Origin of the sequence: Streptomyces carminius, from assembly GCF_002794255.1 — a bacterium.
GTDB lineage: Bacteria > Actinomycetota > Actinomycetes > Streptomycetales > Streptomycetaceae > Streptomyces > Streptomyces carminius.
Window position 1 is genome coordinate 107,954 of the sequence record NZ_PGGW01000063.1, and the last position, 15,350, is coordinate 123,303.

The following is a 15,350-nucleotide window of genomic DNA, read 5'->3' on the forward strand; positions in this document are numbered from 1 at the left end:
TCAGGCCGCCTTCCGGGTCGCGCCGCCCAGCAGCCGCCGCAGCGTCCGGGCACGTTCGTGGTCCATGGCCGTCAGTGTCCGCTCCAGCACCTCGCGCGGCATGCGGCGCAGCGCCGCCGCCGACTCGTGCCGCAGCCGCCGGGCGGCGGCGGACTCGTAGCGGTGCGCCCCGGCCGCGTGGAAGGCGATCATGGCGCAGTAGGTCCGCACGATCTTGGGGAGGAAGCGTTCGGCGTCCCGGTCGGCGGCGACCTCGGCCAGGATCAGGTCGTGGGCCGGGATGAAGTCGAGCTGCCGCGCGTCGCGGATCTGGGTCAGGGAGTTCGCCACCCCGCGCCGGTAGAAGACCCCCAGCAGGCCGACCGCGGCGAACGTCCGCGCGCGCAGGTGGAGCTGCCAGGTGAACACCCGGTCCTCGGCGGTGCGCAGATGCTCGGTGAACCGCAGGCCCGCCCCCTCGCCGGGGTCGAACAGGGCGCGGCGGTAGATCCCGGCCCAGACGAAGGGGTAGTCCACCATCGTCTCCATCTCGGGCGGCGCGACGGCGTCCCGGGGGTCCAGCACGGCGTCCCGCCGCCGCGCGGGCGCCCGCTTGACGGAGCGCGCGCGGCCGGTGGACCGCACGTGGTCGGTGCGGACGAAGTCGCAGCCCAGTTCCTCGGCGGCGCCCACCAGCTCGTCCAGGTAGCCGGGCGCGTACCAGTCGTCGCCGTCGAGGAAGGTCAGGTAGTCGCCCTCGGCGGCATCGATGCCGGTGTTGCGGGCCGCGGAGATGCCCCGGTTCTCCTCGTGGCGCAGCAGCCGGGCGCGCGGCAGCCCGGCCGCGGCCCGTTCCAGGATCTCCCCGGTGGCGTCCGTCGAGCAGTCGTCCACCAGGATGAACTCCGTCCCGGGCCGCGCGTTGGCCGCGAGGCTGCGCAGGGTGTCCGGCGCGTAGTCCTGGACGTTGTGGAAGGGGACGATGACTGAGAGCTTCGGCACGTGGTTTCCAGACGCTGCGGACAGGACGGCACGGCCGGTCGCGGCACTGAACCACCCGGCCCCGGCTGGAGGCTAGCCACGCACCCGGCCCTGCGGGTGCCCGTCAGGGGACGCCTGGATTAACTCTCGGCGTACGGCCGGTGGCGGCCCGCCCGGGTCAGCGGCCGAGCCGCTCCCGGCACAGGGACTCGTCCCGGCGGAGCTGGGCCACCACCGGGTCGTACGGCCCGCGCTCGGCGGTGTACTCCTGGGCGAGCCGGGTCAGTTCGGGCAGCGCCCGGGCGTACTGGCCGGTGTCCAGCAGCACCGCCGCGTACTGCTTGCGCAGGGTGCGGACGACGGGCGACTGCGGGCCGTGCTCGGCGACGGCCGCGGGCAGGGCACCGCCGAGCAGTTCGGCGACCCGGGTGTAGTGGCCCGCGGTGAGCAGGGCGCGCGCCTCCTCCAGGGTGGCGCCCAGCCCGGCGGCGGGCGCGGGCGGCCACGGTGGAGGGGGCCCGAAGCCCGGCGCGGAGGTGCCGGGCCCGGCCGGCGGGGACTGCGGGGGCGGCCCGGCCTGCGGGGGCGGCGGCGGTACGGCCGCAGCGGGGCCGTGCGGCGGCCACGGTGCCATGGGCTCGCGGAACGGGCGGGTGGGGTCCAGCGGCAGGACCGGTCCGGCCGCCCCGGGCCGGGGCAGCAGCGGGGCGAGGGCCACGTACACCTCGCGGGCGTCGGCGGGACGTCCCTCCGGGCCGCGGTCCAGCAGCCGCCGCACCAGGTCGGCCAGCTCCGCGGGCACCTCGGGGCGCAGTTCCCGCACGGAGTGGGGGGTGTGGTGGAGCTTCTTGTACAGCAGCCCGTGCGGCTCCGGAGCCTGGAAGGGGATCCGCCCGGTCAGCAGCTCGTACAGCAGCGTCCCCAGCGCGTACAGGTCGGCGCGGGGGCCGACGGGGCTGCCGCCCACGGCCTGCTCGGGCGCCATGTAGGCGGGGGTGCCGACGAGGGCGCCGGTACGGGTCAGCCGGGCGGTCTCGCCGCCCGTCCGTACCGACGCGATGCCCAGGTCCAGGATGACGACCCGGCCGTCCTCCCGGACGATGACGTTGCCGGGCTTGAGGTCCCGGTGGACGATGCCGACCCCGTGCACCGCCACCAGCGCCGAGCACAACTGGGCGGCCACGGCCACCGCCCACCGCCAGGGATAGGGCTCCCGCTCGGCGAGGTGGTCGCGCAGGTCGCTGCCCTCCAGGAGCTGCATCACCAGGTACAGGTCGTCGCCGTCCCGGCCGGCGTCGTGGACGGCGACCAGGCCCGGATGGTCCAGTTGCGCGGTGACGCGGCACTCGCGCTCGAACCGCCCCCGCAGTTCTTCCGGGTCCGTGCCGCCCGCCAGCGAGGCGACCTGGCCGGAGTGCATCAGCTTCACGGCGATCCGGCGCCCGCCGAGTCCGTGGTCGCGGGCTTCCCACACCTGGCCCATGGCGCCCCGGCCCAGTGGTCCGGTCAGCTCGTACCGCCCGGCGATCAGCCGCCCGTTCACCGGCTTCCCTGCTCGTGCCCGCGGCCGTACCCGTCCCGCCCGCGCAGCAGCGCGTCCAGCTCGTCCAGCTCCGAGGCGACCTGGCGCATACGCGTCGACGGCGGCTGCGGCTGCGGCTGCGGCTGCGGCTGGAACGGTACGGGCGCGGCGTACGGCTGCGGGTACGCGGCGGGAGGCGGGCCGGGGTGTCCCGCGAGGGGGTACGGCACGGGACGGCCGGTCCGGTACGCGGCCGGGTCGCGCAGGAAGCGGTCGCCGAGAACCGCGTGCACCGTGGCACCGCCGAACAGCAGGACCATGTACAGCCCGGCCGGCAGCGAGGCCGTACCCTCCGCGTCCTTCCCGCCCTCGGGCACGGTGAACAGCAGCACCACGTAGACCGCGGTCAGCACGGCGGAGACGGCGAAGACGGCCCAGTCCGCCCGGCGCCCGCGGATGAGCGCGAAGCGCAGCGAGGGCACCCAGGACAGCAGCCCGAGCGACAGCAGCGGGACCGCGGCGAACAGCAGCCGCACCACCATGCCCCCGGCGCCCGGCCCGCGGCGGGAGGGCGCGGGGGGCGGGACGGCCGGACCGTACATCAGTGCTCCGACTCCTGACTCCGACATCGTTCGCAGTGAAGGTATACACCGCCCCGGACACTCTCCGGACCCGGTCCCGGGACGCCGATACCGTTCCGATGCCGGACAGCCGTCCGGCATCCCGTCGGCTGACGGTCATTGACATCTCGATGAGATAAACGTCCATTGACTGCATTCACACATGGTGCTGTAGTTGGTTCACCGTTCAAGGTTCCATGCGCCCGGAAGGTGTTCCGCCCATGCCCGCTCAGCAGACCCGCCCCGCCCGCAAGCGTCTGACCGCCGCCGCGGCCGTCGCCGTCCTCGCCCTGGGCGGTCTCACCGCCTGCGGGACGACGGAGGAGCCGACCGTCACCAAGGCCACGGCGGCCGGTGCGGACAAGAGCACGGAGAAGAGCGGGGACGCCAAGGCCGCCGACAAGAAGGAGACCGCGGCGGACGGCCCGCTCGGCGCGGGCGACACCGCGAGCTACGACAGCGGCCTGGGCGTCACCGTCTCCGAGGCCGCCGCCTACACCCCCGGCGAGTACTCGGCCGGTCACACCGAGGGCAACAAGGCGTACAAGGTCACCGTCACCCTGGCGAACAACGGCGACGAGAAGATCGACATCAGTCTGATCATGCCCACCGCCCGCGCGGGCGAGGAGGGCGTGACCGCCGAGCAGGTCTTCGACAGCGAGAACGGCGTCGGTGACGGTTTCCAGGGCAACCTGCTGCCGGGCAAGAAGGCCACCGCGGTGCTCGCCTTCGACGTCCCGGCCGACGCGAAGAACCTCGACGTCGAGGTGGACCTGCTGGACTTCACCTCCGAGCCCGCCCAGTGGAGCCTGCCGCTCTGACGGCACCGCCCGGCACCGGCCCGGCACAGGAGCCGGACCGGAGCCGGGCGGCCCGGGGCCGCGTCACCACGGGTCCCCGCCGGGCGCGTCAGACGTGTCAGACGTGTCAGACGTGGTCGCGGGGCAGGCGCTCGTTCCAGGTGCGGGAGAACACCCGGTGCTCCCCCTCGTAGCCGTCCAGCGTGGCGTCCAGCAGGAACTCCTCCTCGGTGCACCGCAGCACCTGGCGGGTCACCGTCCGCGCCCGCCAGTCGCCGCGGGAGAACTCCATCGTCCACTCCGTCTCGCCCCGCGCGGAGGTGAGGTCGTCGGCCACCGAGGCGTACCGCTCCCAGGCGCGGCGGTGCACCGTCAGGTCGATGCCGTCGAAGCGGACCGTGCCGCCGTCCTTGACGATCTCCAGCGCCGACTCGTAGCCCACCAGGTCCCGGGTGACCCTCCAGCGCTGCTCGGGCGGGGTGAGCTGGGTGGTCCGCAGCGGCTCGGCGCCCTCGGGCTCGCCGAACGGGTCCCCGTACACCTCGTCGGACTCGGCGGTCGGGCGCACCGGCAGCGTCAGGGTGCTGGCGGGTGTGTACACGCTCAGCAGCACCGGCCTCGGCGGCGGCCAGGCCAGCGGCCAGTACGACGTGGACAGCGACAGCCGGATGCGGTGGCCCGGCGGGAAGGCCTGCGCCACCCCGTTGAGCCGTACCGTCGCCCGGTACCGGCGGCCCGGCACCAGCGGCTCGGGATCCGCCTCGTGCCCGCCGAGCCGGGTGAGGTTCAGCAGCCCGTAGGTGACCCGGGTGGCACGGCCGTCCGGGGCCACGTCCGACAGCCGCGCGGCCACCATCGCCACCGGCTCGCTCGCCGACAGCTCCAGCTCCACGGTCGGCTCGCCGAGGATCTCCACCCGCTCGGTGAGGACGTCGCTGTCGAACACCAGGGAGCCGCCGTCCTCCTCGCGCTGGTCGTACGGCAGGTCCGGCGGCGCGTTGTACGAGGCCCACTTCCCGGCGAACTGGCCCACCGACAGCGGCGACTGCACCGTCAGCTCCGTCTCCTCGGCCCGGCCGTCCGCCGTCTCCGCCGGCCGGCCGATCCGGTGCGCGTCCAGCGGCAGCACCGTCGGCGTGATGTGCGGCGACGGCCAGTCGGGCTCACCCACCCAGCGGCCGGGCCGCTCCTCGTACGAGGTGGACGGCGGGACGCTCTCCTGCATCCAGGCGCGCAGCACGGGCGCGTCCAGCGCTCCGTTGTCAGCGTGGCCGGCGCCCTTGAGCCAGTGGTCCCACCAGCGCACCACCTCCTGCAGATAGCCGATCGCCGGCCCCGGCTGCCCCAGGTGCGGGTACTTGTGCGACCACGGGCCGATCAGCCCCCTGCGCGGCACGTCCAGGTTCTCCAGCAGCCGGGTGACGGCGTTGGAGTAGCCGTCCGCCCAGCCGCTGGAGGCCAGCACCGGGACGTTCACCGCCGAGTAGTCCTCACAGACCGAGGCGTGCCGCCAGTACTCGTCGCGCCGCTGGTGGCGCAGCCACTCCAGGGCCCACGGCCGGGTGTTCTCCAGCCGCTCCCGCCACATCTCGCGCCACCGCTCCCCCACCAGCGCCGGGTCCGGCGGGCAGGTGGCGTAGGCGAACATCGTGCCCGCCTCGGCCAGGTTGTCCGACAGCAGACAGCCGCCCATGTAGTGCATGTCGTCGGCGTACCGGTCGTCGGTGAAGGAGGAGACGACGATCGCCTTCAGGCTCGGCGGGCGGCGGGCGGCCACCTGGAGCGCGGCGAAGGCACCCCAGGAGATGCCCATCATCCCGGTGCCGCCGTCGCACCACGGCTGCTCGGCGAGCCAGGCCAGCACGTCCTCGGCGTCGGTCTGCTCCACCTCCAGGTACTCGTCGCGCAGCACGCCCTCGGACTCGCCGGTGCCGCGGACGTCCACCCGCACACACGCGTAGCCGTGCCCGGCCATGTAGGGGTGGTGGATCGAGTCGCGCACCGAGGTCAGATCGCGCCGGCGGTAGGGGATGTACTCCAGGACCGCGGGCACCGGCTCGGTGTCGGAGGAGACCGGGCGCCAGATCCGGGCCGCCAGCCGGGTCCCGTCCGAGACCGGGATCCAGACGTGCTCCTCCTCCTTGACCGCGTACGGCAGGCTCGTCACACAGCGCACGGGGGAACCTACTCCTCTCCGAACTCGTAGGGCAGCATCGCCAGACAGCGGTCGTACTTCTCGCGCAGCTCCGCCTCGCTGTCCGCGCCGACGTAGACGTGCGCCAGCTCGTAGCTGTAGCTGTCCTGGCCCGACAGCTCCGACAGCCGCTGCCCGTCGGCCACCTTCACCGCGACCCGCACCCCGGGTATCTCGCGCTCCACCCGCTCGATCTCCTCCTCCGTCGGCACCCGCCGCACCACGCCGTCGGTGAACTGCCGGTGGTACCACTTGCCGGACACCGCGTAGGGGCCGGCGCGGTACGGCAGCTCCGGGTCGCGTCCCAGCGCCAGGCTGAGCATGCAGTGGTGGTTGGGCACGCCGTCGACGAACTCGAACAGCTCGGCGTGCGACTGGGAGTGCCGCGGGTTGATCTCCAGCAGGGCTATCTCGTCCTTCGCCGCGTCGTAGAAGTACTCGATGCTGAACGTCGCCCAGTTCATGCCGATCCGCTCGATCACCCGCCGGGAGACCTCCCGCAGCCGCCGCACCACCGGCTCGGGCAGCGCCGAGGGGTACTGGTGCCGCAGGAAGCTGGAGGTGCCGGGGTAGTTGATCGAGTCCAGCACCCCGTAGACGACCACCTCGCCGTCGTACACATAGCCCTCGACGGCGGCCTGCACCCCCGACAGCGACTCCTCGGCCAGACACGCCTGCCCGCCCGCCTCGGCGACCTCGGGCGGCAGGTCCAGGCGGTCCATGACGAACTCGAAGGGGCGGCCGATCCGGCCGATGCCCTCCCGGATCTCGGCCACGGCCTGCCGGAACTCCGTCTCGTCCGCCACCCCGAAGGCCAGCTCCGAGGAGTAGGACTTGACCGGCTTGAGCCACATCGGGAACCGCAGGCCCTCCGGCGGCTTCGGCTCACCCTCCAGGTCCACCAGCGCGAAACGCGGGTGCTCGTCGACGACCTGGCTCTGCTCCAGCCGGCTCCAGTACTTGTGCTCGCACTTGACCACGGACTCCAGGCTGGTGGCGCGCGTCCCGTACCGCTCGGCCAGGATCGGCACCAGCGTGCTGACCGGGAAGTCCCAGTAGCCGACGATCGCGTCGATGCTCCCGTCGAAGGCGTCCAGCTCCTTGCATGCCTTCGCCAGCAGGTCCGCCACGGGGATCTCGCCCTGCTGGAGCTCCGCGACGTCCAGCAGCGGGTGGAACCGGTAGCCCACCGCGAACGGCACCTCACTCAGGGTCCGCCGGTTCTCCTCGTCCAGTCCGATGACGAACACGTTCGTCTGGGCCACTGCCGCCTCCTCGCGCGTTGGATCACGAGTCCTTCCGGCTACCCTGCGGCCCGGCGACCATTCGCCCACCTGGGGAAACACGGCGCATAACACCGGTAAGCGTTTCGAAAAGAAACAGAAAAGACCGGTGGGCCGGGCGGTGTGTCCCGCCCGGCCCACCGGCCGCCCGCACCCGTCACCAGCGGTGGTGCACCTGCGCCCGGATCCGCCGGTCGTACAGCTCCCCGATCGCCTGAAGCGTCCGCTCCGGCAGCGGCGGCAGCTCGGCGGCCCGCGCGTTCGCCCGCGCCTGCTCCACACTGCGTGCCCCCGGGATCACCGAGGTCACCCCCGGCTGCTGGACGATCCACCGCAGCGCCGTCTGCGCCGGGGTGTAACCCTCCGGAGCCAGCTCCGTGAACTCCTTCGCCGCCGCCAGACCCGTCTCGTAGTCCACCCCCGAGAACGTCTCGCCCTGGTCGAACGCCTCACCGTGCCGGTTGAAGTTCCGGTGGTCGTCCGGCGAGAACACCGTCTCGCGGGTGTAGCGGCCCGACAGCAGGCCCGAGGCCAGCGGCACCCGCGCGATGATGCCCACCCCCGCCTCCGACGCCGCCGGAAGGACCTCCTCCAGCGGCTTGAGCCGGAACGGGTTGAGGATGATCTGCACACTCGCCACCCCCGGCCGGGCGATCGCCGCGAGCGCCTGCGCACAGGTCTCCACACTCACCGCGTACGCCGCCACCCGCCCCTCGGCCACCAGGGTGTCCAGCCCGTCGAACACCTCGTCCGAGGAGATCACCGCCGTCGGCGGGCAGTGCAGCTGCACCAGGTCCAGCGTCTCCACACCCAGATTGGTGCGCGAACGGTCCGTCCAGGCCCGGAAGTTGTCCAGGGCGTAGTGCTCGGGAAGCTGCTCCACCCGGCGGCCCATCTTCGTCGCCACGAACACGTCCAGCCCCGGACGCTCCCGCAGGAACCGGCCGATCAGCCGCTCGCTGCGGCCGTCCCCGTACACGTCCGCGGTGTCGAAGAACGTCACCCCGGACTCCACCGCCGCGTCCAGCACCGCCAGGGCGTCCTCCTCACGCACCTGACCCCAGTCCGCACCCAGCTGCCAGGTGCCCAGTCCCACGACGGACACCGCGCGGCCCGTCCTTCCCAGTACTCGCTGCTCCATGAACGCGATCCTACGGGCGGACCGGCCCGGAACACCGGACCGGTCCGCCTTCATACACCCAGGTCAGCCCGCGCGGGATCGCTCCCACCGGCGGCTCCCCCCGCCACCGGCCGCCCTCAGCCCAGCACCGTGGTCAGGAACTCACCCACCCACGCCAGCAGTTCACGCCCCACCACCGGCTTCCCGCCGATCCGCGCCGTCGCCGGACGCGGCACCAGCACCTGGTTCGCGGCCGGCTTGATCACCGACCGCGGGTACAGCCGCTTCAGCCGCAGCTCCTGCGACTCGCGCAGCTCCACCGGCGCGAACCGCACGTTCGGCCCCTGGAGCGTGATGTCGGCGACCCCGAACGACCGCGCCAGCATCCGCAGCCCCGCCACCAGCAGCAGGTTCTCCACCGGCTCCGGCAGCGGACCGTAGCGGTCGGCCAGCTCCTCCCGGACCGCCGCGATGTCCTCCTCCGAGTCCGCCTCCGCGATCGCCCGGTACGCCTGCAGCCGCAACCGCTCCCCCGGCGCGTAGTCGTGCGGCACATGGGCGTCCACCGGCAGCTCGATCCGCACCTCCAGCGGCGGCTCCTCCGCCGCGCCCCCGGAGCCGCCGGACTCCAGCGCCGCCCGGAACTCGGCCACCGCCTCCCCCACCATCCGCACGTACAGATCGAAACCGACCCCGGCGATGTGCCCGGACTGCTCCCCGCCCAGCAGATTCCCCGCCCCGCGGATCTCCAGGTCCTTCATCGCCACGTACATGCCCGCACCCATCTCCGTGTGCTGCGCGATCGTCGCCAGCCGCTCGTGCGCCGTCTCCGTCAGCGGCCTCTCCGGCGGATACAGGAAGTACGCGTAACCCCGCTCCCGGCTGCGGCCCACCCGGCCCCGCAACTGGTGCAGCTGCGACAGCCCGAACATGTCGCCCCGCTCCACGATCAGCGTGTTCGCGTTGGAGATGTCGATGCCCGACTCCACGATCGTCGTGGAGACCAGCACGTCGAACCTCTTCTCCCAGAAGTCCACCACCACCTTCTCCAGCGCCGCCTCCGACATCTGGCCGTGCGCCGTGGCGATCCGCGCCTCCGGCACGATCTGCCGCAGCCGCGCCGCCGCCCGGTCGATCGACTCCACCCGGTTGTGGATGTAGAACACCTGGCCCTCGCGCAGCAGCTCCCGCCGGATCGCCGCACCGATCTGCCGCTCCTCGTACGGCCCGACGAACGTCAGCACCGGATGCCGCTCCTCCGGCGGCGTGGTGATCGTCGACATCTCCCGGATGCCCGTCACCGCCATCTCCAGCGTCCGCGGGATCGGCGTCGCCGACATCGTCAGCACGTCCACGTTCGCCCGCAGCTTCTTCAGCTGCTCCTTGTGCTCCACACCGAACCGCTGCTCCTCGTCGACGATCACCAGACCCAGGTCCTTGAAGTTCGTCTCCGACGAGAACAGCCGGTGCGTGCCGATCACCACGTCCACGCTGCCGTCCCGCAGCCCCTCCAGCACCGCCCTCGCCTCGGTGTCCGACTGGAACCGCGACAGCGCCCGCACCTTCACCGGGAACTGCGCGTACCGCTCCGAGAACGTCCCGAAGTGCTGCTGCACCAGCAGCGTCGTCGGCACCAGCACGGCCACCTGCTTGCCGTCCTGCACCGCCTTGAACGCCGCCCGCACCGCGATCTCCGTCTTGCCGTAGCCCACGTCCCCGCAGACCAGCCGGTCCATCGGCACCGGCTTCTCCATGTCCGCCTTCACCTCGGCGATCGTGGTCAGCTGGTCCGGCGTCTCCACGTACGGGAACGCGTCCTCCAGCTCCCGCTGCCACGGCGAGTCCGCCCCGAAGACATGCCCCGGCGCCGCCATCCGCGCCGAGTACAGCTTGATCAGATCCGCGGCGATCTCCTTGACCGCCTTCTTCGCCCGCGCCTTCGTCTTCGTCCAGTCCGCACCCCCCAGCCGGTGCAGCGACGGCTGCTCACCCCCCACGTACTTGGTGATCAGCTCCAACTGGTCCGTCGGCACGAACAACCGGTCACCCGGCTGCCCCCGCTTCGCCGGCGCGTACTCCACCACCAGGTACTCGCGCGTCGCGCCCTGCACCGTCCGCTGCACCATCTCGACATAGCGGCCCACCCCGTGCTGCTCGTGCACGATGTAGTCCCCCGCCTGCAGCGTCAGCGGATCGATCGTCTTCCGCCGCCGCACCGGCATCCGGCCCAGCTCCCGGCTCGCCGCCCGCTGCCCCGTCAGATCCGTCTCCGTCAGCACCGCCAGCCGCAGCCCCGCGTCGACGAACCCGCTCTCCAGCGACCCGCACGACACCTGCACCACCGACGGGGCGATCCCACCCAACTCCGGCTCCAGCCGCGCGGCGATCCCCTCACCGCCCAGCACCTCCACCGTCCGGGCCGCCGGACCCTGCCCCTGGGTCAGGTACACACACCGCCAGCCGTCCGCCAGCCACCCCTTGGTGTCCGCCAGCGCCCGCGCCGTGTCCCCCCGGTAACTCTCCGGAGCCCGCATCCCCAGCGTCAGCACGTCACCGCCGTCACCCGCGCCACCGCCGTCACCCGCGTCCCCCGCGCCCGCGGCGAACGGACTCACCGACCACCACAGCACCCCCAGCTCACGCGCCCGCTCCCGGACATCCGCCAACGACCACAGCGACGCCGCACCCAGATCGACCGGCGCCTGCCCGCCGCCCGCCGACGCCGCCCACGACGCCTGCAGGAACTCCCGCGACGTGGCCACCAGATCCGCCGCCCGTGCCCGCACCCGCTCCGGATCGCACACCACCGCCATGCTCCCCGCCGGCAGCACGTCCAGCAGCAGCTCCATGTCGTCCACCAGCACCGGCGCCAGGGACTCCATCCCCTCCACCGCGATGCCCTCGGCGATCTTCCCCAGCAGCTCGTCCAGCTCCGGATGCTCCCGCGCCAGCTCCGCCGCCCGCGCCCGCACCTGCTCCGTCAGCAGCAGCTCACGGCACGGCGACGCCCACAGACCGTGCTCCGCCACCTCCAGGGACCGCTGGTCGGCCACCTTGAAGTAGCGGATCTCCTCCACCTCGTCGCCCCAGAACTCCACCCGCAGCGGATGCTCCTCCGTCGGCGGGAAGACATCCAGGATCCCGCCGCGCACGGCGAACTCCCCCCGCTTCTCCACCAGCTCCACCCGCGCGTACGCCGCCGCCGCCAGCGCGTCCACCACCGCGCCCATCTCCACCTGCTGCCCGGCGCGCAGACCCACCGGCTCCAGCTCCCCCAGCCCCTTCACCTGCGGCTGCAGCACCGACCGCACCGGCGCCACCACCACCCGCACCGGACCCGCCGACGGATCGTCCGCACGCGGATGCGCCAACCGCCGCAACACCGCCAGCCGCCGCCCCACCGTGTCCGAACGCGGCGACAACCGCTCATGCGGCAGCGTCTCCCACGCCGGATACTCCACCACCGCGTTCTCGTCCCCCGCCGGCATCAGCGACCGCAGCGCCGACACCAGCTCCTCCGCCTCCCGCCCCGTCGCCGTCACCGCCAGCACCGTGCGCCCCGCCGACCGCGCCAGCGCCGCCACCGCGAAAGGCCGCGCCGCCGGCGGCCCGACCAGATCCACCCCGTACCGACCGCCGCCGGCCGCGGCCCGCACCGCCTCGTCCAGCGCGGGATCACGGACAACGGCGTCAAGAAGACCGGTGAGACTCATCGAGGCATTCCATCCCAGGGGCTGGACAACATGGGCAGCCACCCGGACGGACCACGCCCGGGCAACACGAACGGCCCGACACGCCGCGCGGGCCGGGGGTTCCAGCCTACGACGGACCCGCACCCGCCGCCGCCGCACCGCACCCCCGGCCGCGGACCCCCGGAGCCGCACCCCCGCACACCACGGCGGCCCGGCCCCGGCAGGCAGACCGCACCCACCGGAACCGGGCCGCCGCCGACGACCGCGGAACAGCCCCCCGCGACTACTCCGTGGCGATCGCGTTCAGGACGTTCATCCGCCCCGCCCGGAACGCCGGCACCAGCGCCGCCGCCAGACCCACCACCGCGGCACCCACGAACACCGTGATGATCGTCGGCCACGGGATCTCCAGGACCATCAGCCCCTCCAGGGCCAGCAGCTGCTGCGCCGCCATCCCCCAGCCCAGCCCCAGACCCACGCCCAGCAGCGCACCGAACAGCGCGATCACCAGCGACTCCAGCCGGATCATCCGCCGCAGCTGCCGCCGCGACAGACCGATCGCCCGCATCAGGCCGATCTCCCGCGTCCGCTCCACCACCGACAGCGCCAGCGTGTTCACCACACCCAGGATCGCCACCACGATCGCCAGCGCCAGCAGCCCGTACACCATGTTCAGCAACTGCCCCACCTGGTCCTCCAGCAGCTGCTTGTAGTCGGCCTGATTACGGACCGTGTACTGCGGGAACGGCTCCAGCTCCTGCTTCAGCGCCGCGTACGCCGCGTCCTCCCGGCCCTCCTCCGCCTTCGCGAACATGATCTGGTTCAGCGGCATCTCCGCCTCCGGCACGTACCGCTCGGCCGTCGCGATGCTCAGATACATCGCACCCTGGTCCATGCTGCTGTCCGCCACCGTGACCGCGTTGACCGTCAGCTCCGCCGTCTCCCCGCCGGCGAAGTCCACCCGGACCTTCTCGCCGACCTCCAGACCGTGCTCCCCGGCGAAGTCCTCCGGCACCGACATCGCACCCGGCTCGTACGCGGCCGCCAGCTCACCGGAGACCGTCTCCGTCCGCAGATCCTCCGCATACGTCGGAGAAGCCGCCGTCACCGACTCCTCCACCGGCTCCCCGCCCGGCGGCGTCAGCACCACGTCCAGCACCCGGTACTCGGTGACATGCTCCACACCGTCCACCGAACGCATCGCCTCGGCCGCACCCGGCACCAGCGGCTCACCCGTGTCCGACTGCAGGATGAAGTCCGCCCCCACCGACCTGTCCAGCTCGTCACCGACCGACGCCACCAGCGAGGCACCCACCACCGACAACGACGCCACCAGCGCCAGCCCGATCATCAGCGCCGCACCCGTCGCACCCGTACGGCGCGGATTGCGCAGCGCGTTCCGCTCCGCCAGCCGCCCCACCGGACCGAACATCCGCAGCAGCACCACGCTCAGCACACGCACCAGGAACGCCGCCAGCATCGGCCCGATCAGCACGAAACCCACCAGCGTCAGCAGCACACCCAGGCCCAGGTACCCACCGCCGGCCGCCATCTCGTCCGTACCCGCCGCCGCCAGCAGCGCACCCGCACCGGCCAGCGTCAGCACCAGACCCACACCGGCACGCACCCGGCCAACCCGGCTGCCCTCCGCCGGCAGACCGTCGTCCCGCAGCGCCGCCATCGGCGACACCCGCCCGGCACGCCGCGCCGGAAGATACGCCGCCAGCACCGTCACCAGCACACCCAGCGCCACACCGACCACCGGCGTCGTCCACTTCACCGTCAGATCGTCCGTGCTGAGGTTCATGCCCAGCAGACCCATCAGCTCCATCAGCCCGACGGCCAGCCCCACACCGGCGGCCACCCCCAGCACCGACCCCAGCACACCCAGCAGCACGGCCTCGACCAGCACCGAACGGTTCATCTGCCGGCGGCTCGAACCGATCGCCCGCATCAGGCCGATCTCCCGCGTCCGCTGCGCCACCAGCATCGAGAAGGTGTTGACGATCAGGAAGATCCCCACCAGCAGCGCCACACCGGCGAAGGCCAGCAGCGCGTACTCCATGAAGTCCATGAAGCCGCCGATGTCCTCCATGCCCTCGGCCGTGTACTCCTCCCGCGTCTGGACCTTGTACTCGCCCGAGCCCAGCGCCGCGACGACGTTCTCCTTCAGCTCCGCCTCGCTGACGCCCTCGGCCGCCGTGACGTGCACCTCGGTGTAGACATCCGAGCCGCCCAGCAGCTTCTCCTGCACCGTCTCGGTGTCGAAGTTCACCACCGTCGCACCCGGGTTCGTCGTCCGGAACTCCGTCACACCCACGATCTCGGCCCGGAAGTCGCCCAGCGCCGAGATCGTGCGCAGCTCGTCACCCAGCTCCAGACCGTGCTTCTCCGCCGTGTCCGCGTCGACCATCACCTCCCCCGGGCCGCGCGGCTCCCGGCCCGACGCGATCTCCAACGACCGCTCGTCGGACTCGCCCCAGTTGCTCGCGATCGTCGGAGCACCGGTGGTGGACCCGATGTTCTCGTTCTCGGAGTTCACCACCGTCACACTCATGCTGGAAGCGCTCCCACTCGCCGAGGCGACCCCCTCGACCCCCCGGACCTCCTCCAGCACCGAACCCGGCACCGTCTCCGGCTTCCCCGTCGCCGGACCCTCGTCGCCCTCCGCGTCCTGGGACGAGACGGTCACATCCGCCGACGTGTCGGCGAACAGCCGGTCGAACGTGGCGTTCATGGTGTCCGTGAACACCAGCGTCCCGCACACGAAGGCCACCGACAGCAGCACCGCCACCAGGCTCAGCAGCATCCGGCCCTTGTGCGCGAAGAAATTCCGCAGCGAAGTCCTCAGAATGGTCACGACACCCGCCCGAACGTGTCGAACGCCTTCATCCGGTCCAGGACCGCCTCGGCCGTCGGCCGCCGCATCTCGTCCACGATCCGCCCGTCCGCCAGATACAGCACCCGGTCCGCGTACGCCGCCGCCACCGGGTCGTGCGTCACCATCACGATCGTCTGGCCCAGCTCGTCCACCGAACGCCGCAGGAAGCCCAGCACCTCCGCACCCGCCCGCGAGTCCAGGTTGCCGGTCGGTTCGTCACCGAAGATGATCTCGGGGCGGGCGGCCAGGGCCCGGGCGACGGCCACGCGCTGCTGCTG

Annotated in this window: 9 protein-coding genes and 1 pseudogene; 1 reads left to right on the forward strand and 9 read right to left on the reverse strand. The window is 72.5% G+C overall.

Annotated elements, in window-relative coordinates; translation table 11 throughout:
• From CUT44_RS22250 to CUT44_RS22260, 3 genes are all read right to left on the reverse strand, one after another.
• Nucleotides 1-981: a glycosyltransferase family 2 protein gene (locus CUT44_RS22250; protein WP_100203699.1), complete on the reverse strand. Its 981-nt coding sequence runs from the start codon at nt 979-981 to the stop codon at nt 1-3.
• A 157-nt stretch (nt 982-1,138) separates the two neighbouring features.
• Complete coding sequence (locus tag CUT44_RS22255) at nt 1,139-2,503, reverse strand: serine/threonine-protein kinase (RefSeq protein ID WP_100203700.1); 1,365 nt, start codon at nt 2,501-2,503, stop codon at nt 1,139-1,141.
• Nucleotides 2,500-3,111 (reverse strand): hypothetical protein, encoded by a 612-nt coding sequence (locus CUT44_RS22260; RefSeq protein WP_146252281.1) that lies wholly within the window; start codon nt 3,109-3,111, stop codon nt 2,500-2,502. Before CUT44_RS22260 ends, CUT44_RS22255 begins: the two co-directional genes overlap by 4 nt.
• Before the next feature lie 212 nt (nt 3,112-3,323).
• Here CUT44_RS22260 and CUT44_RS22265 point away from each other — a divergent pair, with 212 nt between their 5' ends.
• Nucleotides 3,324-3,923 (forward strand): DUF4352 domain-containing protein, encoded by a 600-nt coding sequence (locus CUT44_RS22265; RefSeq protein ID WP_100203702.1) that lies wholly within the window; start codon nt 3,324-3,326, stop codon nt 3,921-3,923.
• 106 nt (nt 3,924-4,029) lie between these two features.
• Here CUT44_RS22265 and CUT44_RS22270 read toward each other — a convergent pair whose 3' ends face one another.
• From CUT44_RS22270 to CUT44_RS34170, 6 genes and pseudogenes are all read right to left on the reverse strand, one after another.
• Nucleotides 4,030-6,078: a CocE/NonD family hydrolase gene (locus tag CUT44_RS22270; protein WP_100203703.1), complete on the reverse strand. Its 2,049-nt coding sequence runs from the start codon at nt 6,076-6,078 to the stop codon at nt 4,030-4,032.
• A gap of 8 nt (nt 6,079-6,086) precedes the next feature.
• Nucleotides 6,087-7,361 carry an ATP-grasp domain-containing protein gene (locus tag CUT44_RS22275; RefSeq protein WP_100203704.1) on the reverse strand — a complete coding sequence of 425 codons (1,275 nt, stop codon included), beginning with the start codon at nt 7,359-7,361 and terminating at the stop codon, nt 6,087-6,089.
• Between the two features lie 175 nt (nt 7,362-7,536).
• Nucleotides 7,537-8,520, reverse strand: a complete 984-nt coding sequence (locus CUT44_RS22280; RefSeq protein WP_100203705.1) for an aldo/keto reductase — start codon at nt 8,518-8,520, stop codon at nt 7,537-7,539.
• 116 nt (nt 8,521-8,636) lie between these two features.
• On the reverse strand, nt 8,637-12,212 hold the full coding sequence (gene mfd, locus CUT44_RS22285; protein ID WP_100203706.1) for a transcription-repair coupling factor: 3,576 nt from the start codon (nt 12,210-12,212) through the stop codon (nt 8,637-8,639).
• Between the two features lie 262 nt (nt 12,213-12,474).
• Complete coding sequence (locus tag CUT44_RS22290) at nt 12,475-15,051, reverse strand: ABC transporter permease (protein ID WP_100203707.1); 2,577 nt, start codon at nt 15,049-15,051, stop codon at nt 12,475-12,477.
• A pseudogene (locus tag CUT44_RS34170) lies at nt 15,048-15,350 on the reverse strand (ABC transporter ATP-binding protein); the annotation flags it as partial. The pseudogene CUT44_RS34170 and the gene CUT44_RS22290, both read right to left, overlap by 4 nt.

Excerpts from the sequence above, each read along its gene's own strand:
- CUT44_RS22260 (WP_146252281.1), bottom strand. The coding sequence starts at position 3,111 with ATGTCGGAGTCAGGAGTCGGAGCACTGATGTACGGTCCGGCCGTCCCG.
- CUT44_RS22265 (WP_100203702.1), top strand. The coding sequence starts at position 3,324 with ATGCCCGCTCAGCAGACCCGCCCCGCCCGCAAGCGTCTGACCGCCGCC.
- mfd (WP_100203706.1), bottom strand. The coding sequence starts at position 12,212 with ATGAGTCTCACCGGTCTTCTTGACGCCGTTGTCCGTGATCCCGCGCTG.
- CUT44_RS22280 (WP_100203705.1), bottom strand. The coding sequence starts at position 8,520 with ATGGAGCAGCGAGTACTGGGAAGGACGGGCCGCGCGGTGTCCGTCGTG.